We start from the raw sequence: 25,845 nt of genomic DNA on the forward strand, positions 1-25,845 counted from the left end.
ATTACGACTTATTTTTATCTGGATCTTGTGGACGTAGAAATGAAGGTCTTACTTCTGTGCTTGGAACAGGACGTCGAATGATCACATTATACAACGCCTTACCATCAAATGGAATAAACGGCCATAGGTAACCGATATAGAATGTATTCAAATTAATCAAGTAAAGTAAATAGACGGTTGTTCCAATAACAAAACCTTTTAATCCAAAAAATGCCGTAACTAAAAGGAGTCCCAGTCGAATAATCCGATTGGCAAGGCTCAATTCATAGCTAGGTGTACAATACGTTCCCATCACAGCTACAGCTAAATATAACACCACTTCATTCGAAAATAATCCCACTTCTACCGCTATCTGTCCAATTAAAATCGCTGAGACCAATCCTAAGGCAGTCGCCAATGCTGATGGCGTGTGAATGGCAGCCATCCGAAGCATATCGATCCCTATTTCCGCAATTAAAAACTGAAAGATAAGCGGAATTTTACCAACATCTTGCGGTCCAACAAATGATAGTTCTTCTGGTAATAAACCAGGTTCTGTTGACAATAAATAGTACATGGGCAAAATAAAAATCGATGAAAATATCGCAATATAGCGTACCATTTTTAAGTACACGCCAATAAACGGTTTTTGGCGATATTCTTCTGCATGTTGTAAATGATGCCATAAAGTAGCTGGTGTGATCATGACACTCGGTGAACCATCAATCATAATAACAATATGACCTTCATACATATGAGCAGCAGCCGTATCTGGACGTTCCGTATAACGAATGGTTGGATAAGGGTTCCATTCCTTCCCACTTAAATATTCCTCAATAGTTTTTTCAGCCATGGGTAATCCATCCGTATCAATCTCGTCTAAATGTTTCTTTAATTGCTCTACTTTTTTCGGATCAGCAATATCGGCAATATAACTAATACAAATATCTGTTTTTGAACGACGACCAATAGACATATATTCCATTCGCAACGAACGATCGCGAATCTTTCTACGCGTTAATGCGGTATTAAATATAATTGTTTCCACAAAACCGTCTCTCGCACCACGTACTACACGCTCTAAATCAGGCTCTTTCGGCGAACGAACAGGATATGTCCGAGCGTCAATCAATATGATTTTATCTAATCCTTCAACTACAAGAGCAGACGGACCAGATAACACCCAATCGGCCGCTTTATTTAAATCTTTTTCTTTATCGATCTCAACATATGGGATATATTTCTGCATTAATTTTTCAAATGGCTTATCATCTAAGTCTTCTTCTTCTAATTGTGCTAAAAAACGCATTAAATAGTGCAGGATCTCATCTTTTACTAATCCATCTACAAGAAATAGAGACATTTTGCGACCTGCATATTCCAAGTCTAAATGAATTAAGTCAAAACTTTTCTCTACTTTTAAATAATCACGTATATAATGAACATTCTTTTCATAACTATGATACAAACCTTTTTCTTGTTCCATGTGATCACCTACAATATTTCAATTATTCTTGTCTACGGAGTAGTGTTCACAAAGACAAAGGTTTCATACGTTTTCATAGAAATGAATATTTTAAATGGATTGGGAGGCATCAATGTGGTTAAGGACAAGCTCTCTCAAACAGTGATGATTTTGCTTTGTATTTCTGCCATTATTGGGGTAACTGTATATTCTAAAGATGATACAGAAACGTTACAATATTTCCCTTTGGATCAAACGTATCAATTTCTATCTGCTGATACCCTTTTGACATTACTACAAGAAACTTCGAATGACCAATATCGAATATCATGGCAGACAAATAGTGAATTAGATGAACCGGTGTATTTAAGACAAGATGTATCTTTATTGTATATGGACGGTGTTTTGAAAGGAATAAACGGAGTATGGAAAGAAGATGTAGAAGATCTTACATTAACTAAAGATTTTGAAGAAAGTGATAGTAGTCATTTTCAAGCGATTACACTCCATCATGGTGAGATTCATTATCCAGATGATGAAATAAAAAGTATACAAACAATGAGTAATGACTATTTATATGTAATTGATTCTCCACATACCCCTTTAGAATCGTTTCGTCAACCGAAAAACAAATTTCAACGTGATTGGAAACAGACGATCGATCATGCCACTCAGCAACAATTGCAATACACATGGAAGAGGTGGATCGAAGAAGCTGAAATTGATATCAATCGTTATCAACTGGTTCCGTTAGTAGAGATTGTCAATTTCCAATCAGAAGCAATACCTGGACTCGGTCAAGAAGCGACAGATCGAATTATGGGACAATTATGGGAAGGATTATATCGCAATTATATTTTGCCAGTATCGTCGAGCCCAGAGCAATTACATCAACCCATGCCGCTTATTTTAATGGAAAAACAAAATGATCACCTTATCGTCTTATTTCAAAATGAGGAGAAAGAACTTGAACGCCTGTATCAAGTGTACTCAAATTAGTAACGCCCTTTGAAGCTTCATTCCTTATTAGGAATTTACATAAAGGGCGCTTTCCTTTGCACAATATGAAAAAATTTATGCTCCTGAAGTTTGTTGTAAGGTTTCCTTTAATTTTTGATATTCCGAGGCTTCAGGATTGATTTCAATCGCTTTTTTGATCGTTTGTAGCGCTTCTTCTGTTTGCCCCATTTGTCGATACGTTAAAGCAAGATTATATAACGCTTCTTCAAAATTTGGTTTCATTTTAATAGCTTCCTCTAAATCTTGCCGTGCATTTTGGTACTTTTGTAATTGGAGATAAGCATAAGAGCGAAAAAACAATAACTCTGCATTGAAATCATCCGCGTACGCCAATCCATTCGTGACTACATCAATCGTTTCTTTGTATCGTTCATCTTCAATATAATTTTGGGCGCGTTGAGTGATGATTGATTCATCATAATGAACACTTTCATTTTGTAGTCCGTAAAACGTTAAACCAAGAGTGCTACACAAAACCAAAACAAAACCGAGTGATTGAATGATTTTTCTACGATATGTTGGAAACATGACAAGCATTGATGAGAAAAAGCCACCCACCATACCGCCTATATGAGCACCATTATCAATTTGTGGCACACTAAAACCAAAAACGACATTGATCCCAATGACAAAGATAACGTTCCAGCCCATCGTCTGAAAAAATACTTTTGGATATGTTACACCGAAAAATAACAAAGCTCCAAATAAACCAAAAATGGCACCAGATGCCCCAGCTGCAAGACTCGGGTTTAGAGCAAAACTCGCTAAGCCACCAATCATACCAGCAATAAAGTAAATCAACAAAAAGCGAAAGTTACCGTAAATACGTTCCACTAACGTCCCAATAAAGTAAAGCGCAAGCATATTCAATAAGATATGCGGCATTCCTATATGGAGAAACATCGACGTTACAATTCGCCACCATTCCCCATTCATAATGGCCATATTTTCTTTTGCACCAAATGCGATCAGTGTTGATATTGATGTAGAGCCACCATTTAATTCTAATAGAAAGTATATGAAAACATTTATTCCTAGCAAGACATAAGTGAAAAAAGGCTTCGCTTGTTGAAATAAACCTTCTTTTTGTTTTTGCCGTTGTTGATACAATTGATAAATATTATGTTGTATATAAGCATTCGCTTGTTCCATTTCAATGACATTGTCAGGCATTTGAATTGATTCAAATGCTGTTGCATTCACTTTGTTTTGTATTTTTATCAATTCATCCGCTCGATGTTCATCATCAAGCATGTAAACAAATGAATCGCGTGTCCTTTTCACTTCTGTTTTCTGCTCCGTAAGATCATACCAGTCATCTACTGGTTCAAAGTCTGAAATATATATATGATGAAAATCGACTGGTTGTGCTAAAATCCTCGTTTGCTTCTGTTCATATTGTTGTTCAGCACGTAACATATCTTGATAGACATCCCTACGCCAATCAAGCTGTTTAAGTGATAATCGAACAATGTCTTTTCTCCCTTTGTTTGCATGCTCCAACCAATATTCGTTTCGATTCGCTGAAACAAAAATTAAATCCCAATGATCTTTATACATCAAGTCATATGTTAATCGATGGAGCAGCAACTGTTTTTTTATATACATTTGAAACCACCAACCTTCAATTATGTTCATCATACCACGATTATCGCAGAAAAGAACAATCATAAGGTTGGTGAATCTCTTGTGACTTACTTACGAAACATCGACTTCATCATTTGATTACGAAGAAACGGAATATTTAATGAAAGCTTAACGGCTTGTTGTCGTAACACTCGATTATTCATGATAAATTGATACAAATATGAACGTAAGGAATAGATAGTTCCTGCAATTGCAATCAAGATTCCAACAATTCGTAACACTCGCAAAATACTCACCTCTTTGACAGAATGATACTTATATTTTGCGCAGCTTATGATCATTTATGTACAGTCATCATTTCTGTTTCGGTGCAAATATAATCGATTGGGATATCATGATGTTGGTAAAAGAGCTGATCCGTAAGTTGCCAATCGGCAGCTAAGCCAATGGTTATCCCGTGATAGTGTTGTAAGTAACGATCATAATAACCTCCACCATAACCAATACGCCAACCTTTGGGATGAAAAGCGATGCCCGGTACAATGATAATGTCCAATTGATCAGGAGCTACTGGCTGAGTTTTCTCTGGACTTGGTTCGAATAAATCTATGTATGTGTTTTCTAATTGATTAAAGGAATCGACTTCATAAAATATCAGTTGCTTTGAAGCAGGAAAACATTTCGGTAAAGCCACATATTTACCACTTTTCCATGCTTGTTCAATGATAGGTGTTGTATTCCATTCCACCCCTTTTGAAATGGTACAACCTATACGTTGTCCTCTTTCCCATATAGAACTGGTGAAAAGTTGTTGTATTAATAATGGTTCTGTTTCTTCTCGCTTAGCATGTGTACGCCAGTATGTTAGCATTTCTTTTCGTATTTGATCTTTCATACTCACTTCGATCACTCCTAATAAAAAACCCTTACCTAATGCACGAACAAGGTTTAGGTAAGAGTTTTTCATTACTTATTTTGTTTCACGATGCAATGTATGTCTTTGCAAACGCGGGGAATATTTTTTAAGCTCTAAACGTTCAGGGTGTTTACGCTTATTTTTTGTCGTAATATAATTACGGTCTCCCGTTTCCGTGCAAGCTAATGTAATGTCTACACGCATGTTTATCCCTCCAAACTAAATCAACACAGTTCTTATCGAATGTTTACCCCAAATATCATAGCAAAATCTTTTCTACTTTTCAAGTAAATCTTTTCAATCGATCATCAACTATGATATAACTATAATAGGAATTCGTAAGGAGGGACATGATGATTTATTCCGTTATCATTACCATTGTGGTGATTGGTATTATACTTTGGATTTTATCGTTTTTTATGCAAGACAAGTTTAGACAAATAGAAGATGAATTTGAACAATTTACGATTTCATCTTTACAAGAAAGTTACCAATTAAAGAAGAAGATTAAAGTACTAGAAGAAGAGCTTCTCGTGAATGAGAAAACAGAAGAGGAAACGATGAAAATGAATCAAAACGAAACACCAATCATGCGTGAAATACGCGCGCTTTATCAACAAGGGCTAGACGCAAACAAAATTGCTCAACAAATGAATTTAAATGAATATGACGTAAAATCTATGATTAAACAACTCTATTAAATGAGGGATGACAATGAAGCAAATCATTCGAGCCTTTGCATTAGGATTGCTCACTGCATCTGTCATCATTGGAAGTTTCTATTACATATCAACATCAAAAACACAATCAGAATCAAGTAAGCTCTCTTTAGACGAGCAAATTCATCAGGTCGAAGAAGAAGGGTATTACGTGTATCAAGAAGATATGGAAACACGTATTTCTGATATGGAAGCTACCATAACTGAATTAGAACAGTCTAGTTCTGAAGATGACAATCAAGAAACATCTGAGCAAGATCATGAAGAAACAAATACAGTGGCCTTACAAACAATTGAAATTGAAACAGGCATGACAGGTCCAGAAGTAGCAGAAATATTACATGAAAATCAAATTATTGATGATCCTGAATCATTCTCTGATTATTTAGTCGAAGAAAACTTGGCACGTTTTATTCAAATTGGGGAATTTCAAGTACATGAAGAAATGACGATCGAAGAAATTGCATCCATATTGACGACAGAACAAACCACAGAAGACGAATAAATCGTCTTCTGTGGCTTTCTTTTAATCCATCTCACCAATACTTGATCAAATATCTAAATTTATTTATTTAAATCGGGGGATTCACCTTTCACTAAATACGTAACATCTTCTCCAATATTTGTCGCATGGTCACCAATTCTTTCAACATATCGACCACTAAAAGCCATTTGCATAATATGTTGGATTTTTTGTGGGTTTGTCGCCGTTTCCTCTAATAATTCACGTAACATCGTTGAATACAAATTATCAACAAAATCATCGAGATCAGCAAGCTTTCGAGCAAGGGTGATATCCTCGTTTTCATAAGCTTTAACTGCTAAGTCCATCATTTGTAATGTGACTTGCTTCATTTCATGGATCGATTCATGGATATGGATCCCATGATCATTCCCTAAGTGGATCGTTGATTTTGCGATATTTTTCGCATTATCGGCCATTCGTTCCAAGTCAGTCGAAATACGGATTGCCACGATTAAACGTCGCAAATCGGTAGCTACTGGCTGTTGCTTCGCGATTAGCAGAATGGATGCTTCATTGATTTCAAAATCAAGTTGATCTAACATCTTGTCTGTTTCAATAATCTCTTCTGCTTTGGCTACATCACTTTGATAAAGAGCGGTCACTGCTTCATCTAGTTGTTGCTTTGTTTTTTGTGAAAATTGCACGATTAATGATTCAACATGTTTCAATTCGTCCTCAAACGCTTCTCTACCTACCATAATTCACTTCCTTCCTATCAAACTTTTTACGAAAGCACTCAAATTTACCCGAATCGACCTGTAATATAATCCTCCGTCCGTTTATCTTTTGGATTAGAGAATAATTGATCTGTATCCGAAAACTCCACCATTTCACCATTTAACATAAATACAGTATTATCCGAAATTCGAGCGGCCTGTTGCATATTGTGAGTAACAATAATGATGGTATAATCTTTCTTTAACTCTTTAATCAATTCTTCGATTTTCAATGTAGATATCGGATCCAAAGCTGAAGTTGGCTCATCCATTAAAATGACGTCTGGTTCAATTGCCAAACATCTAGCAATACAAACCCGTTGTTGTTGGCCGCCGGATAACCCAAATGCGTTTTGATTCAATCGATCGTGAACTTCATCCCAAATGGCTGCTCCCTTTAAACTTTTCTCTACGACTTCATTTAAGACTTGTTTTTTCTTTATGCCATGGATTTTCGGACCATATGCCACATTCTCAAAAATTGACTTCGGAAATGGATTCGGTTTTTGAAAGACCATACCGACACGTGTACGAAGTTCTTCAACCATTTTCTTTTTGGCAAAAATATCTTCTCCATCATATTCTATGCTTCCAGATGTCTGAACAGAAGGAATCGTTTCTGTCATTCGATTCAATGTTTTTAATAAGGTTGATTTTCCACAACCTGATGGTCCAATAACTGCTGTAATTTCATGTTTTGGTATATCCAAATTGATTTGATACAACGCTTGGTCTGTACCATACCATAAATTAAAATCTTCAATTGAAAATGCTTTGTTAGCCATGGTTCATAACCCCTTTTACAATTAAAATCTTTTTTGAAATTTATTTCGAATCCAAACAGCAATTGCATTCATACACAATAAAATAATTAATAATACGATAATTCCTGCGGCTGCTACATATTGCCATTCTTCTTGAGGTCTTGCCGTCCAACTATAAATTTGCATCGGCATCACGGTATATTTTGAAAACAATGAATCTGGTATCGAATAAATAGCTGTAGCTGCGCCAACAATGATTAATGGTGCCGTCTCACCAATTGCACGTGAAAATGCCAAAATGGACCCCGTTAAAATACCAGGAATCGCAGCTGGTAATACAATGCGCCAAATCGTTTGCCATTTCGTTGCTCCCATCCCAATTGAGGCTTCACGAATTTCTGATGGGACGGAACGAATGGCTTCTTGAGCAGCTACAACGATTATTGGCAATACCAATAAACTCATCGTTAACGCACCTGCTATGAGTGTGTAACCCATTTCGAATAAATAAACGAAAAATGTAAGGCCGAGTAAACCAAAGACAATCGACGGTACACCAGCTAAATTTTGAACATTCACACGTATAAACCGAGTAAACTTATTATCCCTCGCATATTCTTCCAAATAAAGAGCAGTGCAAACCCCTAAAATCATTGACACTGGTGCTGTAATTGAAATCATAGCTAATGACCCCATAATTCCAGCAAAAAGGCCCGCTTCCTCAATATAAGGCGCAGGGTAGTTCTTTAAAAAATCTATTGATAAATAGCCAACTCCTTGGCTCAGTACTCTCCCAATTAATAAAGCTAAAAAGATTAACGCTACAGATGTAGCCATGATAAAAATCCATTTAACAACGGCATTTTTCATTACCCTACCTTTTATATGTGAGTAATTGACCTTATCATTCATTAATAATCCTCCTTAAAACGTCGCGAAATATACTGCGATAAGATGTTCATTAATAATGTAAATACAAATAGTGTCATACCAACTGCGTAGATACTACTGTAAATGGTTGAATGATAAGACGTATCACCTTTTGCTCCTTGCACAATAAAGGCAGTTAATGTCTGAATAGATTCGGTTGGATCTATCGTTAAGTTTGGTGTGGCACCAGCTGCAATCGTCACAATCATAGTTTCACCAATTGCCCTTGATATAGCAAGCACAATAGAAGCGATAATCCCAGAAAATGCTGCTGGCATCACAACTCGACGTGTCACTTCAAATTTCGTTGCCCCTAACCCCAATGCTCCTTCACGCAGACTGTTAGGCACTGCATTCATCGCATCTTCAGATAGTGAGGCAATCATCGGAATAATCATAACTCCAACTACAATACCACCACTCAATGCATTAAATATATTCATATCTGTAAATATATTACTTAACATAGGAGAAACAAATGTTAATGCAAAAAAACCATAAACAACCGTAGGAATTCCTGCTAAAATTTCTAAAATTGGTTTGATGATTTTTCTCGTGCGCTCGCTCGCATATTCACTTAAAAAGATAGCTGCAGCCAAACCAATTGGTAGAGCTACACAAATTGCAATAACTGTGATCAATAATGTCCCAGCAATTAATGGAGCAACACCAAAATGATCAGTCCATGGTGACCATTTCGTTCCCAAATAAAATTCAGTTAAAGAAATATTTTGGAAGAAACCGATCGTCTCACTTAATAAGGTGAACAAAATTCCAATTGTTGTAGCAACTGAAACAGTAGCACATAAAAGGAGGAAAGCAGGGACACCTTTCTCAATTAAGTTAAATGCACTTTTTTTATTTTTATTTGCTTGAATCATTTCCTGAACGGAATATTGCTCATTATTTTTGCTAATCACAACCCATTCCCCTTTTCCTGCAAAGATGATGGGACAGACTGTATAAATGCGTAAGCCTGTCCCTTCAATATTTATTGTTCTGATAATTCGTTGATTTTATCAAGTTGCTCTTGGTATTTTTCATCTGGTAATGCTACATATCCAGCTTCTTCTGCACCGGCTCCTGCATTCTCAATCACAAATTGAGTGAAGTCGAGCACTTGTGGTTTTTCTTTTAGAGAGTTCACGTTAACATACGTGAACAACGGACGAGATAGTGGTGTGTAAGAACCATCTTGAATGGTTTCAGCATTTGGTTTCACTGGCTCACCATCACCATTATCGATACCTAGGACTTTTAAAGAATCTTTATTTTCATAGTAATAGGCATAACCAAAATATCCAATTGCGTAAGGGTCATTTTTAACACCAGTTACCAATGTATTGTCATCTTCAGATAAAGTTGTGTTTTCTCCTTCACGCATCGGATTTTCTTCTAAAATTGTTTCATTGAAGTAATCAAATGTTCCTGATTCATGACCTGGGCTAAATATTTTAATTTCTTCCTCTGGCCATTCACTATTTAAGTCAGACCATTTCGTTGCACTTCCATCTGCAAGGAAAATCTGTCTCAGTTGATCGACCGTTAAATTCTCAACAAAATCGTTCTCTTGACTCACAACAACAGACAAACCATCATATGCTAATTCTATCTCATGCAATGTAATGTCATTTTCCTCTGCTGTTGCTTTTTCGTCTTCACTAATTGGACGAGAAGCATTACTTAAGTCAATTTCGCCTACGGTTGATTTCTTGAAGCCACCACCAGAACCGGATGAACTTAAAGAAGTCTCTACTTCTGTTTGTTCTTGTTTATATTCATAAGTCAAATATTCCATAATCGGAAGAACAGTCGAAGAACCATCGATTACTACAGAACCTTCTATTGTGTCACCTTCTTCTCCTGAACCTTCCTCTCCTTGACTTGCATTCTCTCCTTCATCTGTTTCTGCATCTCCAGGTGCATTTCCACATGCAGCTAATACACCTACTGTTAATAGTAAACCAGCTACTAACATTAATAATTTCCACTTATTCATTTTGTTTCCCCCTATACATTCAATATAATCGAAGCTCTATCTTTTAGCTTCGATTATCATCGTAACGCATAACTTTTAATTGCCTATTAAGTAAATGTTAAGAGTTTGTAAATTCGACAAAATACCAAATCATTAATGTAATTTGCTCGAACTAAGATATCTTCATTACAATATAAAAAACGCAACCTTTTACAGGTTGCGTTTATAATCCATTTTATTCTTCTTTACTCTCGTAATATGCTTCTACAATGCGCTTTCCTATATCATGATTTATAGAATTTCTTGATGTGCTTGTTCCATTCTTTGGCACAATGACAGCGAAGGCCATTTCTGGGTTTTCTGTAGGTGTATAGCCAACAAGTGATAAATTTTCTGTCATATACTCTTTCCCATCTTTATATTGGGGATTCTCGGCTGTACCAGTCTTTCCTGCAACTTCATATGGGAAACCAGCCCATGCTCCACTGGCTGTACCGCGAGTAAACACGCGTCGAAAGCCTTCTTGTACACGATCAATATATTCCTGTTCCATGTCTACATGGTTCAATACTTCAGGGTTGTTCTTTTCAATAATAGGTCCTAATCCATCATTACTTGGCTCCCGAATTTCTGATACCAACCGTGGCTTTAGACGATAGCCATCATTTGCGATTGTTGATACGTATTGAGCCAATTGCAGTGTCGTATACGTATCATATTGCCCAATAGAAAAGTCTAATAATAACCCAGAATATTGTGTGGAAGGTCCAACGTATCCGGTCGCTTCAAACGGTAAATCGATTCCCGTTTCTGTACCTAGGCCGAATTGGTTAAAATGATTTCTAAAAATCTGAAAAGCATCAGGGTTTAAAGCTAATGGTTGTCCATACGTATAGTTATAGCCATTTAGTGCAATTGCAATTCTCATCATATAAACGTTCGAAGATTTTTGCAGTGCCTGTAAATCATTATTACTAGAACCTAAATCTGAATATGAATCTTTTATTTCACCAGCTATATTAATTTCTTTCTCATTCAATCGTGTACCAATGTCAATGACACCATTATCATAGCCCGTTAACACAGTCGCACCTTTAATCGCTGAACCAGGTGCATGTGCGTCATACACTGTTCGATATGCTTGATTTTTAAATTCGTCTTCCTCTCGATCATAATGTGTTGCCGACATCGCTAATATTTCACCTGTCTGCGGATTCATCATGACTGCTGTCGCATCTTCTAAAAATCCTGTATTATTACCAGGATTATCAATGGCTTTACGTAATTCATCTTCAACAATTTCGTCGACTTTTTGTTGCAGATCCATATCAACTGTTAACACAAGATCTTTTCCACGTTGGCCTTCAACAACAACATCCGATCGAATCACGTCACCATCACTATTGGTGACATACTGAACTTTTTCTTTACGACCTCTTAATACGTCCTCATATGATTGTTCTAACCCACTGGTACCGACGCGATCGTTTCGTGCATAACCATTCGCCAAATAATATTCACGATCCTCTTGCGGAATTCCTTCTTCCTGAGAAGTAATTCCTCCAATTAAACCGTTAAGCAAATTTTCATAACTTCGTTGTCTTTTCCAATCGGTTGTTGCATCAATATTTGGCAACTGATTTAAATGTGTTGCTACTTTTGCATATTCCTCTTCCGTTAATCCTTCATTGACGACGATATGTGGCGAGAGTCCTCTTGCTGCGTCCAATTCTTTTTTAATCGCAATCACGTTATATATTTCATTGGACCATTCAACTTCGGCTAAATCATCTTCCGTAATATGATCTAGCTCTGCTTGGTACTTATCACCTGTATCTAAATTTTGTTCCTCCTCGGTTAAACGATTATTTACTATTTTTTGATTACCCTCTAATAAGTACCAATATTCTTTCTTATTACGTTCAGTAATTTCTTCTTCTAATTCTTCCTCGTCTTTAATGATTGTGATATATTCCGCCAAATCACGCGCGAGCTGAAGTCGTTCGTTTCCTGTCTGACCATTTTTCGGTGGCGTATACGTAATCGATCGAACCGGGTCATTATCTACGACTACATTATGGTCTGCATCATACATTTCGCCCCTTGGCACTGGTTTTTGTGACGGTGTATTTTCGGTTTTGTCAACTTCCTGTTGCGCTTCTTCCCCGTTAAGAATTTGCACAACACCTAATTGCACAATCAACAAAGAAAATAAAAGAAATACCGAAACAAATAGTATATTTAACCGTAACGGCAGCTGAGATTTTTTCTTTTTCTGCCTATTTTTCTTTATAGCTGAAAATTTCACAGCGCTTCATCCTCCTGTCTTCATATCACTATCATTATAACATGAAGAAACGCTTATACACATAAGTGAAGCTACAAAAGTTGAATATTTCGTACAAAAAAATAGGCAATAAAATTTCCACTCCCAAGCGTTAAAAGTAAAATCGGAATGACCACTACGGGATCAAACATCAGTACACATACTAAAAACAATCCAATGGCACAAACCCTTCCAACATTGATGAACAATTCACGAATAATTACATATTCGATTCTTAACTCACGAGCATTTTTTGATTTTCCGATTACATCATAGGTCAAAGAAACAAATGGAACGTTAAAAATTGGATAAGCAAAGCCAATTACAATCGCGTAAATCACCAATGTCGTGTACGTCGTATAAAAAATAAAAATACTAATCGCCACATATAGTGTGATACCAGCTATAAAAATGGCAGTCGCCCGTTTTTCCTTATTTATTAATCGGACAATAACAAAGTAGCCAATGAATGAGCAGAATGCTAAGACAAAATTGAATGTCCCCAGTTTAAATTCACTACCTGTGACGACAAAAACCCATATCGCTATAATAAAAATAAACAGACCTTCACGTAACCCTTGAAATACATGGGCATATAAAATATTTTTCCAATTTGAATTTCGCTTTTTCTCTTTCAGCACTTTACGAAAATAAAAATGCCCTGTTGCTTTTCGTTTCTTTAAGAAAAATGAACAGACAACTGCTAAAACAAACAATACAAATGATAAAAAGAAAATCAAACTGTACCCTTTAAAGTTATCCATTTGCGTAATAATGTACCCCGCGAATATAGGACCAATCATATTTCCGAAGGACTGCAATGTACCTAATGAACCATTAAAGAAATCTCTTGTTTCCGGCTCCGTAACTTCAAATGTTAATACATTGAACGCTAACCAATAAAAACCAGATCCGATGCCTAAAATGGCACCTAATAACATCGGAATTTGAGACGCTACATCTCCAACAACTAATACGGTAATGTAAAATAAAGAAAGTACGATCACACCGAGTCTTATAATCATCGTACGGTCTACTTTTTTAGCCAATTTACCTGCTGCTAAAAATGCAGTGGGTTGTAGTAAATAAACAAACAGATTGTATAATGCAATATCAATATATTCCCCTGATTGTTTCCAAAGAAAGACATTGACAAACGTATTCGATAAAAAAGTGGCTAATGAATACAGTCCGCCAATTGTTAACAGTAATACTAAATCACGATTTACAGGGATATTTTGATTCCATAACCAATTAAAATGTCTCATTGATATACTCCTCGTTCTGCGTCTAAGGTTTATTTTGAACGAGAATAGACAGACATATACAAAAAAGAAGAGTACAGGTTATACCTGTACTCTTCTGTATCATGATACTTATTTAGCAGCGTTGTAACGCTCAGCTACTTTATCCCAGTCAACCACATTCCAGAAAGCAGCAATGTAATCTGGACGACGGTTTTGATATTTTAAGTAATAAGCATGCTCCCAAACATCAAGACCTAAGATCGGTGTTTTTCCTTCTGAAATTGGTGTATCTTGGTTTGGTGTACTAGTGATTTCAAGGTTGCCATTATTGACAACTAACCATGCCCAACCAGAACCAAAACGGCCTGTTGCAGCTGCTTTAAAATCTTCTTTAAATTGATCAAAACTACCGAATGTACTATTAATGTCATCCGCTAGTTCACCTGTTGGTTCACCACCGCCATTTGGTGAAAGAATTGTCCAAAACAGGCTATGATTCGCATGTCCACCACCGTTATTACGCACTGCTGTGCGAATTTCAGATGGTACTGCATCAAGATCAGCGAGGATGTCTTCAACGGATTTATTTGCCAAATCGTCATGCCCCTCTAATGCAGCATTTAATTTTGTAACATAAGTATTATGGTGCTTCGTGTGGTGAATATTCATCGTTTCCTTATCGATATGTGGCTCAAGCGCATCATATGCATAAGGTAGATCTGGTAGTGTAAAGTTTGCCATTTTCCATTCCTCCTATTTACTAGAATATGAAAGTTTTGTTAACTTCCTAGTTTAAATCCTATCAAAACAGAGGAGAATATTGCAAACAATAAGCTTTACTGATAATAAAAAAACAAGCTAAATGTAAGCTTGTTGAAATGGTGGCTCGGGACGGAATCGAACCGCCGACACACGGATTTTCAGTCCGTTGCTCTACCGACTGAGCTACCGAGCCTAAGTTATGTTTTCCCGAAGTAATATGTATGGCGGAGGAGGAGGGATTCGAACCCCCGCGGGCCGCAAAGCCCCTGGCGGTTTTCAAGACCGCTCCCTTCAGCCGGACTTGGGTACTCCTCCGAATAATCTAATGGTGGACCCTGCAGGATTCGAACCTGCGACCGATCGGTTATGAGCCGATAGCTCTAACCAACTGAGCTAAGGGTCCTATAACATATCTGAACATGGGGCGACCGGTGGGGTTCGAACCCACGCATGTCGGAACCACAATCCGATGTGTTAACCACTTCACCACGATCGCCATGTTAATGATGGTAGCGGCGGAGGGAATCGAACCCCCGACCTCACGGGTATGAACCGTACGCTCTAGCCAGCTGAGCTACACCGCCATTTGGCTCCACAGGTAGGATTCGAACCTACGACCGATCGGTTAACAGCCGATTGCTCTACCACTGAGCTACTGTGGAATAAAGAAATAAGTTAACATGATATGTATGATTCGCATCGAAGCGACATTTAATAATTTATCACAACAAAACATAATCGTCAACTACTTTTTTCATCTTTTTCCGTATTTCTTTTATAGATAAGAGGTTTACCATGTCTGTAGACGTACATGGCAAACCTTCCTCATTTTAATTGTGTTTTTCACCTAATACTTCATCCGCAATGTTTACCGCATGATCACCAATTCGTTCAAGATTACTTAATATATCAGCGAAAATAATACCCGCCGTTCCGGAGCATGCCCCTTCATTTAAACGAATAATGTGTTTTTTACGATGTGATTTTTCCATTTTGTCGATCTCTTTTTCCTTTTGAATGACAGATAGTGCTTTTTCACGGTCCGTTTCTTCAAGTGACTGTACTGCTTCTTTCACAGCAATATTTGTAAGGTTAAACATCTCATTCAGATCAATCATACCTTGTTCAGTAATGTCTACTTTATTGGAAATTTTGTATTGAACCAATTCAATAATGTTTTCAAAATGATCACCAATCCGTTCAACGTCTCGAACCGCATTTATTAATGCTGAATGTTCATTACGTTCTGCATCGGAAAAATTCTTGCCTGAAAGTTCAACCAAATAACCAGTGATTTCTTTATCTAAATGATTAATCGCACCTTCTATTTGCAAAGCCATCTCTGCATCTTTTTCGTTCAAACTATTCATATATTTACTCGTCTCTTCTAAACCTTTATGTGCATAACCACCCATGCGAATCACTTCGACTTTTGCTTGGTCCAAAGCAACAGATGGTGACTGATGAATAAAGATCGGATCTAAATGTTTCGGTTTATACTCAACAACGTTGTCTTCACCTGGAATGATTTTTGTCACAACGAGCGCCAAAAGGCCAATAAATGGAAACTGTATAATCGTATTTGAAATATTAAAGATACCGTGTGCAAAGGCAAGTGTCATCTCAGGGTTTAAATCTAACCAGCCACGTAAATTTTCTATAAATACTGTGTAAATTGGCAAGATAAGAATGACAACACTTGCACCGATCACGTTAAAGATCACATGTGTAAGGGCAGCTCGACGCGCGGCCACTGTAGCACCAATGGAAGCAATGATAGCCGTAATGGTTGTCCCAATATTATCACCAAATAATACCGGTAAAGCAGCACGTAATTCAATAGCGCCTTGATCAAATAACCCTTGTAAAATACCAATAGTCGCACTCGAACTCTGAACAACAATCGTAAACACCGTACCAATAACAACACCTAAAATTGGGGTTTCAGACATTGAAATGGTCAAGTCATGAAACATTTGCACATCTTCTAGTGGTGATAAACCCGATCCCATTAAATCGAGACCAAAGAACAATGAACCAAATCCAAAAATCGTTAAACCAATATTTTGAACTTTTTGATTCTTAATAAAAAATAAAATAAGTGCACCAATAGCTAGTATCGGTAAAGCATATTCTTTAATGTCAATCCCGATAATAAAAGCGGTCACCGTTGTACCGACATTCGCCCCCATAATGACACCGATCGATTGCCGCAGTGTCATAAATCCAGCATTAACCAGTCCGACTGTTAATACCGTCGTACCCGAACTTGATTGTATTAGTATTGTTACTACCATCCCAGCAAGTACACCCATAAATGGATTACTTGTAAATTTATCGAGTACATCACGCAACCTATCACCAGCAGTTTGTTGCAACCCTTCTCCCATATACTTGATCCCTAAAAGAAAGATACCCAAACCGCCAATAAATTCAAAAATCATTGTTTGCACATTTACATCCAACATGATTCATCCCTTCATCATTGAGCTTAATTGTTAGTGTCCCCAAATTACTATAGAATCTGTATGGTATTGACGTTAATCTAACTTTTCTAACATGATTAGACAAATGTCACACACACCTATACATTATTAAACTTTTATGAAGGTTTTGTAAAGGTTTTTTATTAAAATTTACACTCAGTTTACAAAAAAATATTTACTTTCCGTATCGTCAGAAAAAAAGGCTTATCTACTAAGCCTTTTTCGTACGTTCTCTTATGTCTTTCACTAAAATACGGGTACCGTCAACATCAGCCACTTGAATTGGAGTATCTCGCTTCAACCATTTCCCCTCGGTAATCGCACTATATTCTGATTCATCAATTCGAATCGTACCAATCGGGCGCATATCTGTAATGGTGTAACCTTGCTTTCCGATTAAATGATAGTAAGACTGGTTCATCGTGGAATACCCTTTTTCTTCTGTTAATTGATCGCTTAAAGGAATTTTAGACCACATTCGCCGCTTTGGGAATACTTTTAAAAATCCAAACGACAAGAAGCCACCGATGAAAACGCCCAATACTGCATATAATCCTGAACTCCAGCTTGGAGCGGTAAAACCGACCGAAATGATCATGATTACAAGTCCAATAACCGCTAATGTTCCATCATTGATAATTTTCCCATCAATTAAAACCAACCCTAAACCCATCATATATAAAGCAACCATTAGGAAGAACATGCCTGGATCCAAAGATGAAGCAAAATAAACAGTGAGAAATCCAAAGCCGATAATACTAAAAATTCCCTTTACATTGACTAAAAGTTCTCCGATTAAAAATAATGTCGCAAACCCGATAATGAGGAAGCTCATCCAATCCGTTGTAATCGCAAACATATTTAATCACTCCATTTCTTCTTATCATAACATACGTATCTTATTTACCAATAGTTTCAATTCTTTATTGAAATTTAGCGAAAAATAAGTTGAGATACTTCTCATTTTTCAGCATAAGCATTATAATAGAAAAGGATAAACGTAATACTTTGTGATAACTCTATTGTTTATTTTAAAGGAGCGATTTTAATTATGGCTATCACACATCGTAAAGATACACGACAAGTACGTATCGGCAATGTTGTTGTTGGTGGTAGAGATGAAGTAGTCATTCAATCAATGACAACAACGAAGACACACGATGTTGAAGCAACTGTTAACGAAATTAACCGTTTAGAAGAAGCGGGTTGCCAAATTGTTCGTGTAGCTTGCCCAGATGAACGTGCTGCAAATGCAATTCCTGAGATCAAAAAACAAATCAATATTCCTTTGGTCGTTGACATACATTTTAACTACAAGCTTGCGTTAATGGCTATTGAAGGTGGCGCTGATAAAATTAGAATTAACCCGGGTAATATTGGGAAGCGTGAGCGCGTCGAAGAAGTAGTGAATGCAGCGAAAGAAAAGGGGATTCCTATTCGTATTGGGGTTAATGCTGGTTCATTAGAACGACATATTCTTGAAAAGTATGGATATCCAACAGCTGATGGAATGGTAGAGAGCGCGCTTCACCATATTCAGATTTTAGAGGAACTTGATTTTCATGATATTGTCGTATCATTAAAAGCATCGGATGTTAACTTAGCTATTGAAGCTTATGAAAAAGCAGCTGAGCACATTTCCTATCCGATTCACTTAGGCATCACCGAGTCTGGTACACTATTTGCTGGCAGTATTAAAAGTGCTGCAGGTATGGGAGCCATTTTAAGTAAAGGGATTGGAAGTACAATGCGTATTTCCTTAAGTGCCGATCCTGTTGAGGAAGTAAAAGTAGCTAAGGAGCTGTTAAAAACATTTGGCCTTGCTTCAAACGCTGCTACTCTCATTGCTTGTCCGACATGCGGAAGAATCGAAATCGACTTAATCAGCATTGCGAATGAAGTGGAAGAATATATCTCTACAATTAAAGCACCGATCAAAGTAGCAGTGCTTGGTTGTGCAGTAAACGGACCAGGTGAAGCACGAGAAGCAGATATCGGTATTGCTGGTGCACGAGGTGAAGGTCTTCTATTCCGTCATGGTGAAATTATTCGTAAGGTTCCGGAAGAAATCATGGTGGATGAATTGAAGAAGGAAGTCGATAAAATCGCTGAAGAATATTTTGAACAACAAAAAGAAGAACAAGAAGCGTAAATGCTACATGCTTCACATAAGGATAACAAAGCTAGCCTCAGAATAGGCTAGCTTTGTTATTGCGTTAAAACATTGGGATCAAGATTAATGACAATACAAGGGAAATGGCAGAGACAATGATTGCTGCATTGCCAAGCGTATCCGCCCCTTGACTTTTCGAAATCATCCCTAACACGATTCCCCCGATCGACATGACTAATGGCCAAATAAAAAAGGAAACGATCGCTACAATGAGACCCGCCCAACCATAGACGGTATTTACATCTTTTTGCATTTGGGTCTCTTGTTCATCTGATTCAATTGGCTGATTAAAATCATTTGCAGACAGTTCTTCGGATACTTCTGGCTGGCGTTTGTGTACCCGATCAACGGAATACATTTCGTCCGTTTCTACAAATTGTGAATTGCCTAAAGTGGCATTTTTATTTTGCAAATCGACAGCATCATTTACTTCTAAATCATTTTGTTCGTGTTGCTCTCGACTTTGTTCATGATCTGGCATACTACATCCCTCACTTTCCATAATAGAGGTACATTTGTAGTATGCCACAATCCAACACACATTTACTTGGTAATTTCTTCGCTTACTCACCATTAAACATGTCATTGCATACTCTATCATGGAAAGGAGTATGATTATGGACGGAATAACGAAACATTTGATTCAAAAAAAGCTATCCTCATTAACCGACAACGAAATACTAAAGTATGCGCAAAAGTATAATATTCCCTTACAGCCAAAACAAGCGAATTTGATTGTTCAACAACTGCAATCCAATCGCTATAATCCATTAGATGCAAATGATCGCGCTCAAATGTTTAAAAAATTAGCTCAGATAACAGATATCAATACAGCTAAAGCCTGTCAAAAATTATTTAATGAACTGATTCGAGAATATGGCTTCGAACACTTATTTAGATAGGCGCTTAACCTATTCATACATTTTGCAGTATTATATATGTATAAAAGCTTGGCATATACATTAGCCAAGCTTTTATCTTAAGATTCCATAATCTTCTGTTTTAATCCTTCATCAAAGGTTTTTTCACGTAACATACTGATCTCATGTCGATATGGCGGTTTTTTATTTTTCTTATCTTCACCCACATAAGGTGTCTCTAAAATCTTCGGTAACGCTTCTAATTGCGGATGATGAACAATTTGATTTAGCGTGTCAAAACCAATATGACCAAAACCAATATTCTCATGTCGGTCTTTCTGTGCGCCTTGAACATTTTTACTATCATTTACATGCACAACCTTCAATCGTTCCAGTCCAATGACGTTATCAAATTCCTCCAATACACCGTCAAAGTCCTTCGTAATCGGATAACCTGCATCATGAATATGACATGTATCTAAACAAACTGATAATTGCTGATTATGGGTCACTCCATCAATAATCTCAGCCAATTCTTCGAAGGTACGACCGATTTCAGACCCTTTACCAGCCATCGTTTCCAATGCGATTTGTACATCTTGATTCGGATCAAGAACTTCATTCAGACCTTCAATAATCTTTGGAATGCCTTTATCCGCACCTTCGCCGACATGTGAACCAGGGTGTAAAACAATTTGCTTTGCACCAATCGCTTCTGTCCGATTGATTTCATTTTTTAGAAAATCGACACCTAATTTAAAGGTATCAGGCTTTTTCGTATTACCGATATTAATAATATAAGGTGCGTGTACAACGATTTCGTCAATGCCATTCTCCTGCATATGGCGACGTCCAGCCTCAATATTTAATTCTTCAATGGCTTTCCTACGTGTGTTTTGTGGCGCGCCAGTATAGATCATAAACACGGAAGAGCCATATGAAGTGGCCTCTTCACTCGACTTTAATAACATTTTCTTTCCGCTCATGGATACATGTGAACCAATTTTCAACATAACAACTCGTCACCTTTCCCCTTTATTTCCCTCGATTTTGTTTTATTTGTTTTTTCATTTGATCTTTTTGCTTTTTCATTCTCTTTTTATAACCAGGTTTGACCTTTTTAGGCTTACGAACTTTCTTCCAAGCTTGTTTTTCAACATCTGTTTCTTGATTCACTCGCTTTTGGCGAGCGTGTAATGGTTTAATTTCTTTCCATTCACCCTTTACAATATCATAATAATCAAATTGTAAACCTTTTTTCTCTAATTTATCAACTAATTTCGTGTCATCGTCCGTGTATAAGCTAATGGCGGTCCCTTCCAAGCCTGCTCTCGCTGTTCTACCTACACGATGGACATAAAAATCTTCTTCTTTGGGCATCTCTGCATTAATGACATGACTGACACCTTGAATATCAATACCGCGAGAAGCTAAATCGGTTGCCACAATATACTGATACCGTAAGTCTTGAATCTCTTTTAATACCCTTTTCCGCTCACGTTGGTTCAATCCACCGTGAATCAATCCAACATTTAGTCCTTTTTCAATCAGTACGTCATGGAGCTGATTCGCATGCTCTTTACCATTCGTAAAGATAATCGCTAAATAGGGGTTAATCACTTCAGAAATACGTCCGATCACTTCTCCATGCGTACGATGCCTTAATGGGATCAATCGATGCTCCATTGTTTTTGGTGTAAATTGATCGTCGATTTTTACATAAGTAGGCTGTTCAAAATACTTACGTAAAAATGGTTGTAATTGCTCAGGTATGGTCGCCGAAAATAAAAGGGTCTGTAAACCTGGATCAGTTCGAAGAAGAATTTGATCAATCTCTTCGATCAATCCGAGTTCGACCATTAAATCAGCCTCATCAATAACAAAAGCTTTAGTTGAATAGATATCCAATACTTTCTCTTCAACCAGATCGCGTAAACGTCCCGGTGTAGCTACAATAATTTGTGGTGTCTCTTGAAGTTTTTCAATCATTCGTTTTTTATCCGTGCCACCAATGACGAGCTTTGCTTTGATGGTTTCTTGTTTTCCAGCATAATTGATCATTTTCTTGATTTCATCAAACACTTGCATCGCTAATTCACGAGTAGGCATTGTCACAATCATTTGGACTTGCTTAATATTTTCGTCCAGTTGACTACATAACGGTAATAAATAAGCATGTGTTTTCCCAGAACCAGTTTCTGATTGTCCAATAATGCTTTTCCCTTCGATCGCTTGTGGGATGACTTTTTCTTGTATTGGTGTCGGTTGCTGAAAATGCAATTGCTTAATGACCGAATCGATCCATTCAGGAAAATCGTATCTGTTAAATGATGGTTGCGTCATCTTGATCACCTTCTATTCTACATTTATATTTTTATCGAATTATTTTGTCAATTGAGCCAATACCCTTTATAATAAAAGTATTGGACATTAAATCCACAATTATTTTATATTTTACTTGATCCATTCAAGAAAGTACAGAGGGGGAACCAGAATGGAAGTCATAAAAATTGCACCGAGGGGTTATTGTTACGGTGTAGTCGATGCAATGGTCATCGCTCAAAATGCGATTAAAGATCCTAATCTGCCTCGTCCGATTTATATATTAGGTATGATTGTTCATAACTCACATGTAACTGAAGCGTTCGAAGAGCAAGGCGTATATACATTGGATGGTAAAGACCGAGCTGCCTTGTTAGATGACATTGATGATGGGACAGTGATTTTTACCGCTCATGGTGTCTCTCCAGAAGTGAAACAAAAAGCAGAAGCCAAAGGGTTAACTGTATTAGATGCCACTTGTCCAGATGTAACTAGAACACATGACTTAATTAGGGAAAAAGTGAAAAATGGATATGAAATTGTCTATATCGGCAAGAAAGGCCACCCAGAACCTGAAGGAGCAGTTGGTGTTGCGCCGAATGAAGTTCATTTAATTCAAACCGAAGATGAAGTCGATGATTTACACATCGAAAGTGACAAAGTTTTAGTGACGAATCAAACGACGATGAGCCAATGGGATGTTTATGATGTCATGCAAAAAGTAAAAGAAAAATATCCGCAAACCGAAATGGAGCAAGAAATTTGTATGGCGACACAAGTGAGACAAGAAGCGGTAGCTGAGCAAGCGAAAGATGCAGATCTCACATTAGTTGTCGGTGATCCACGTAGTAATAACTCTAATCGACTCGCACAGGTTTCAAAAGAAAAGGCGGGAACTGAAGCTTATCGTATAGCTGATGTGTCTGAGATCCAGTACCAATGGCTAGAAGGTATCGATACGGTTGCCGTAACAGCAGGTGCTTCTACTCCCACACCGATTGCCAAAGAAGTCATCCGTTTTATTGAAAAATATGATATGGAAGATCAATCCACATGGGACCGGAGTTCAAAAGTTGATCAAAATAAGATTCTTCCGAAAGTCAAAGTAAAGGCAAAGTAAAAAATGAGGTTGAGACGAAAGAATAGTAGTGATCTATACCCGAATGTTCGCTGATTTCGATTTTAGCTAGCATTCGGGTTTATTTTTGCAACAACGAATTTCCTTTTGCACCAAACCTATTGAAAACGGAATGGCTCTGTCGATTGTTCTGAAACGATCACTTCTGTCTCACCAAGTTTATCCTTATGTTTGTCAAAAAAGGCTTGAACGCCTTGTTTCATTACTTTTTCTACATGATGGCCAGGGTCAATAAGATGTATCCCTGCTTCTTCTGCATCCTGTGCTTCATGGAATGTAAGATCTCCTGTGATATACACATCTGCCCCCGCTTCAGCTGCTTGACTGATAAATCCTTTTCCACTACCACCTAATACCGCAACTGTCTCAATTGTAGCATTCGGATCACCAACGATACGTAATTGAGGAACATCAAGTACTTCTTTGACAAAGTTCGCGTATTCTCTTAGTGTCATGGATTGATGAACGCGACCTATACGACCTAAGCCAATGGATTCACCCTCAATCGCCAGTGGGAACAAATCATAAGCCATTTCTTCATATGGATGTGCTTGTTCAGCCGCTTGTAACACCGTCGTTTGTTCTGAGTGTTTGATCACTGTCTCCATCCGATACTCTTCCACTTCCTCTATCTCACCTTGCTGACCGACATATGGATTCGTACCTTCTAGTGGCTGAAATGCACCTGTACCTGATGTTCGGAATGTACAATGACTGTAGTCTCCAATATGTCCAGCTCCGGCATCCCCAACAGCTTTCGTCAGCTGATTGACATGCGTTTGTGGTACATAAATTACTAGTTTCAATAGTTGTTCAGTGTTTGTAGGTACTAACACATGACAATCGGTTAATTGAAGTCGATCTATGAGCATATCATTTACGCCGCCTTGTACAACATCTAAATTCGTATGTGCTGCGTATACACTTATATCATGACGGATTAATTTCTCCACTATTTTTCCTTTTGGCGAGGAAAGATCAAGTTGTTGGAGCTTTTGGAAAAAGAGAGGGTGATGACTAATGATGAAATCCACTTCCTTCTCAATCGCTTCATCAACTACTGATTCCACAACATCAAGCGTAATCATAATCTTTCGTACCGTTTGCTCCTCCTTACCTACTTGAAGACCAACATTATCCCATGATTCAGCAACTTGTTGGGGTACCCATCTTTCAAATAATTGAATCACATCTTTTACTGTTACCAACTTGTTCATCAATCAACAACCTCCTTGATCCATTGTATTTCTTGATCGATTTGCTGAATTTTATCGAATGGCTTTGTTTTCGCTCGTTCCATTTGTTTTCGTATGTAACATAACTTTTCTAGTTCCTGTTTCCACTTGCGAATAAAAACATCACTTGATGCTTGTAATAAGTAGGGACCAAAGTAAAAATACTTTTCTCTTTTGAATCGATCATCTGGATAAGGCTGCTCACTTCTAGCAGCATGCGCCACTAAAATTTCATAAATATACCCGTCTTCTTCAATAATAACTTCATCTGTTAACGCATAATCATGATCGAATAACCATTGTCTTAATAGATTTGCATCAATATTCGGTTGTAAAATTAACTGATCGATTGTCTTTAATTTCGTTTTTCCTTTTTCTAGTATCTCTCGAATTAATTTTCCACCCATACCGGCGATCGTCACTTGTCTTACCTCGCCAGCAACGATAACATCTAAACCGTTACCATGACGAACATCAATACGATGAGTTAATTCTGCTTCATGTACCGATTCCTTCGCTCGTTGAAAGGGACCTTGATTAACTTCACCGGCAATCGCTCTTGCATGAAGGTTTTGTTGGCATATGTAGATCGGTAAATACGCATGATCTGAACCAATATCAACCATTCGAATGGGATCATCTAAAAAATGTGCAATTTTCCTTAACCGATTTGAAAGCATGATAGCAATCCTCTCT

General features: G+C 37.4%; 26 protein-coding genes and 6 tRNA genes. 6 read left to right on the top strand and 26 right to left on the bottom strand.

What is annotated here, in order from left to right:
• Position 1: 1 nt before the first annotated feature.
• Positions 2 to 1,465 carry a spore germination protein gene (locus tag J416_RS05315; protein WP_003466472.1) on the bottom strand — a complete coding sequence of 488 codons (1,464 nt, stop codon included), beginning with the start codon at positions 1,463 to 1,465 and terminating at the stop codon, positions 2 to 4.
• A 114-nt stretch (positions 1,466 to 1,579) separates the two neighbouring features.
• Here J416_RS05315 and J416_RS05320 point away from each other — a divergent pair, with 114 nt between their 5' ends.
• Positions 1,580 to 2,443, top strand: a complete 864-nt coding sequence (locus J416_RS05320; protein ID WP_003466473.1) for a hypothetical protein — start codon at positions 1,580 to 1,582, stop codon at positions 2,441 to 2,443.
• 75 nt (positions 2,444 to 2,518) lie between these two features.
• On the opposite strand, the gene J416_RS05325 is transcribed toward J416_RS05320, so the two are convergent.
• The 4 genes from J416_RS05325 to rpmG form a co-directional block, all read right to left on the bottom strand.
• Entirely contained in the window at positions 2,519 to 4,072 is a 1,554-nt protein-coding gene (locus tag J416_RS05325) for a rhomboid family intramembrane serine protease (RefSeq protein ID WP_040513026.1), read from the bottom strand.
• Positions 4,073 to 4,158: 86 nt separating this feature from the next.
• Positions 4,159 to 4,338 (bottom strand): hypothetical protein, encoded by a 180-nt coding sequence (locus J416_RS05330; protein ID WP_040512952.1) that lies wholly within the window; start codon positions 4,336 to 4,338, stop codon positions 4,159 to 4,161.
• Positions 4,339 to 4,388: 50 nt separating this feature from the next.
• Entirely contained in the window at positions 4,389 to 4,946 is a 558-nt protein-coding gene (locus J416_RS05335; RefSeq protein WP_040513028.1) for a 5-formyltetrahydrofolate cyclo-ligase, read from the bottom strand.
• A gap of 75 nt (positions 4,947 to 5,021) precedes the next feature.
• On the bottom strand, positions 5,022 to 5,171 hold the full coding sequence (gene rpmG / locus J416_RS05340; RefSeq protein WP_003466482.1) for a 50S ribosomal protein L33: 150 nt from the start codon (positions 5,169 to 5,171) through the stop codon (positions 5,022 to 5,024).
• Positions 5,172 to 5,320: 149 nt separating this feature from the next.
• Here rpmG and J416_RS05345 point away from each other — a divergent pair, with 149 nt between their 5' ends.
• Positions 5,321 to 5,668 carry a hypothetical protein gene (locus tag J416_RS05345; protein ID WP_003466485.1) on the top strand — a complete coding sequence of 116 codons (348 nt, stop codon included), beginning with the start codon at positions 5,321 to 5,323 and terminating at the stop codon, positions 5,666 to 5,668.
• Between the two features lie 13 nt (positions 5,669 to 5,681).
• Positions 5,682 to 6,191, top strand: coding sequence for an endolytic transglycosylase MltG (locus tag J416_RS05350; RefSeq protein WP_003466487.1), 510 nt, complete (start codon positions 5,682 to 5,684; stop codon positions 6,189 to 6,191).
• A 59-nt stretch (positions 6,192 to 6,250) separates the two neighbouring features.
• Here J416_RS05350 and phoU read toward each other — a convergent pair whose 3' ends face one another.
• From phoU to J416_RS05430, 16 genes are all read right to left on the bottom strand, one after another.
• The gene (phoU, locus tag J416_RS05355; RefSeq protein ID WP_003466489.1) at positions 6,251 to 6,910 is read right to left on the bottom strand and encodes a phosphate signaling complex protein PhoU; all 660 of its coding nucleotides are present in this window, start codon (positions 6,908 to 6,910) and stop codon (positions 6,251 to 6,253) included.
• A gap of 44 nt (positions 6,911 to 6,954) precedes the next feature.
• A complete protein-coding gene (pstB, locus tag J416_RS05360; protein ID WP_003466490.1) occupies positions 6,955 to 7,713 on the bottom strand; it encodes a phosphate ABC transporter ATP-binding protein PstB in 759 nt (252 codons plus the stop codon).
• Between the two features lie 21 nt (positions 7,714 to 7,734).
• A complete protein-coding gene (gene pstA, locus J416_RS05365) occupies positions 7,735 to 8,604 on the bottom strand; it encodes a phosphate ABC transporter permease PstA (protein WP_003466492.1) in 870 nt (289 codons plus the stop codon).
• The gene (pstC, locus tag J416_RS05370; RefSeq protein ID WP_052000933.1) at positions 8,604 to 9,503 is read right to left on the bottom strand and encodes a phosphate ABC transporter permease subunit PstC; all 900 of its coding nucleotides are present in this window, start codon (positions 9,501 to 9,503) and stop codon (positions 8,604 to 8,606) included. Before pstC ends, pstA begins: the two co-directional genes overlap by 1 nt.
• Positions 9,504 to 9,613: 110 nt before the next feature.
• A complete protein-coding gene (locus J416_RS05375) occupies positions 9,614 to 10,621 on the bottom strand; it encodes a PstS family phosphate ABC transporter substrate-binding protein (protein WP_003466496.1) in 1,008 nt (335 codons plus the stop codon).
• Positions 10,622 to 10,835: 214 nt separating this feature from the next.
• The gene (locus J416_RS05380) at positions 10,836 to 12,908 is read right to left on the bottom strand and encodes a peptidoglycan D,D-transpeptidase FtsI family protein (RefSeq protein WP_003466498.1); all 2,073 of its coding nucleotides are present in this window, start codon (positions 12,906 to 12,908) and stop codon (positions 10,836 to 10,838) included.
• A 71-nt stretch (positions 12,909 to 12,979) separates the two neighbouring features.
• Positions 12,980 to 14,194, bottom strand: coding sequence for an MFS transporter (locus tag J416_RS05385; RefSeq protein ID WP_003466500.1), 1,215 nt, complete (start codon positions 14,192 to 14,194; stop codon positions 12,980 to 12,982).
• 108 nt (positions 14,195 to 14,302) lie between these two features.
• Complete coding sequence (gene sodA / locus J416_RS05390; RefSeq protein ID WP_003466501.1) at positions 14,303 to 14,914, bottom strand: superoxide dismutase SodA; 612 nt, start codon at positions 14,912 to 14,914, stop codon at positions 14,303 to 14,305.
• A 138-nt stretch (positions 14,915 to 15,052) separates the two neighbouring features.
• Positions 15,053 to 15,128: transfer RNA gene (locus J416_RS05395), tRNA-Phe, on the bottom strand.
• A gap of 29 nt (positions 15,129 to 15,157) precedes the next feature.
• Positions 15,158 to 15,250: transfer RNA gene (locus J416_RS05400), tRNA-Ser, on the bottom strand.
• Between the two features lie 11 nt (positions 15,251 to 15,261).
• Positions 15,262 to 15,338 (bottom strand) — tRNA-Ile (locus J416_RS05405).
• 17 nt (positions 15,339 to 15,355) lie between these two features.
• Positions 15,356 to 15,431 (bottom strand) — tRNA-His (locus J416_RS05410).
• Between the two features lie 11 nt (positions 15,432 to 15,442).
• Positions 15,443 to 15,519: transfer RNA gene (locus J416_RS05415), tRNA-Met, on the bottom strand.
• A 3-nt stretch (positions 15,520 to 15,522) separates the two neighbouring features.
• Positions 15,523 to 15,597 (bottom strand) — tRNA-Asn (locus J416_RS05420).
• A gap of 168 nt (positions 15,598 to 15,765) precedes the next feature.
• A complete protein-coding gene (locus tag J416_RS05425; RefSeq protein ID WP_003466502.1) occupies positions 15,766 to 17,400 on the bottom strand; it encodes a Na/Pi cotransporter family protein in 1,635 nt (544 codons plus the stop codon).
• 232 nt (positions 17,401 to 17,632) lie between these two features.
• On the bottom strand, positions 17,633 to 18,280 hold the full coding sequence (locus tag J416_RS05430) for an NfeD family protein (RefSeq protein WP_003466503.1): 648 nt from the start codon (positions 18,278 to 18,280) through the stop codon (positions 17,633 to 17,635).
• A 189-nt stretch (positions 18,281 to 18,469) separates the two neighbouring features.
• Here J416_RS05430 and ispG point away from each other — a divergent pair, with 189 nt between their 5' ends.
• A complete protein-coding gene (ispG, locus tag J416_RS05435) occupies positions 18,470 to 19,573 on the top strand; it encodes a flavodoxin-dependent (E)-4-hydroxy-3-methylbut-2-enyl-diphosphate synthase (RefSeq protein WP_156809520.1) in 1,104 nt (367 codons plus the stop codon).
• Positions 19,574 to 19,637: 64 nt separating this feature from the next.
• Here ispG and J416_RS05440 read toward each other — a convergent pair whose 3' ends face one another.
• Positions 19,638 to 20,075, bottom strand: coding sequence for a DUF4190 domain-containing protein (locus J416_RS05440; protein ID WP_003466508.1), 438 nt, complete (start codon positions 20,073 to 20,075; stop codon positions 19,638 to 19,640).
• A 136-nt stretch (positions 20,076 to 20,211) separates the two neighbouring features.
• Between J416_RS05440 and J416_RS05445 the strand changes: the two genes are divergently transcribed.
• Positions 20,212 to 20,496, top strand: coding sequence for a DUF2624 family protein (locus tag J416_RS05445; RefSeq protein ID WP_003466510.1), 285 nt, complete (start codon positions 20,212 to 20,214; stop codon positions 20,494 to 20,496).
• A 77-nt stretch (positions 20,497 to 20,573) separates the two neighbouring features.
• On the opposite strand, the gene J416_RS05450 is transcribed toward J416_RS05445, so the two are convergent.
• Positions 20,574 to 21,467, bottom strand: coding sequence for a deoxyribonuclease IV (locus J416_RS05450; RefSeq protein ID WP_003466512.1), 894 nt, complete (start codon positions 21,465 to 21,467; stop codon positions 20,574 to 20,576).
• Between the two features lie 22 nt (positions 21,468 to 21,489).
• Positions 21,490 to 22,797, bottom strand: a complete 1,308-nt coding sequence (locus tag J416_RS05455) for a DEAD/DEAH box helicase (RefSeq protein WP_003466514.1) — start codon at positions 22,795 to 22,797, stop codon at positions 21,490 to 21,492.
• Between the two features lie 151 nt (positions 22,798 to 22,948).
• Between J416_RS05455 and J416_RS05460 the strand changes: the two genes are divergently transcribed.
• On the top strand, positions 22,949 to 23,896 hold the full coding sequence (locus J416_RS05460) for a 4-hydroxy-3-methylbut-2-enyl diphosphate reductase (protein ID WP_003466517.1): 948 nt from the start codon (positions 22,949 to 22,951) through the stop codon (positions 23,894 to 23,896).
• Between the two features lie 116 nt (positions 23,897 to 24,012).
• Here the strand turns inward: J416_RS05460 and J416_RS05465 are convergent, their stop codons facing one another.
• Both J416_RS05465 and J416_RS05470 read right to left on the bottom strand, forming a co-directional pair.
• Positions 24,013 to 25,131 carry a Nif3-like dinuclear metal center hexameric protein gene (locus J416_RS05465; RefSeq protein ID WP_003466520.1) on the bottom strand — a complete coding sequence of 373 codons (1,119 nt, stop codon included), beginning with the start codon at positions 25,129 to 25,131 and terminating at the stop codon, positions 24,013 to 24,015.
• Complete coding sequence (locus J416_RS05470) at positions 25,131 to 25,829, bottom strand: tRNA (adenine(22)-N(1))-methyltransferase (RefSeq protein WP_003466523.1); 699 nt, start codon at positions 25,827 to 25,829, stop codon at positions 25,131 to 25,133. The genes J416_RS05465 and J416_RS05470 overlap by 1 nt, the downstream gene beginning before the upstream one ends.
• Positions 25,830 to 25,845 lie beyond the last annotated feature (16 nt).

The organism is Gracilibacillus halophilus YIM-C55.5 (genome assembly GCF_000359605.1).
GTDB classification, from domain to species: Bacteria; Bacillota; Bacilli; order Bacillales; family Amphibacillaceae; genus Gracilibacillus; species Gracilibacillus halophilus.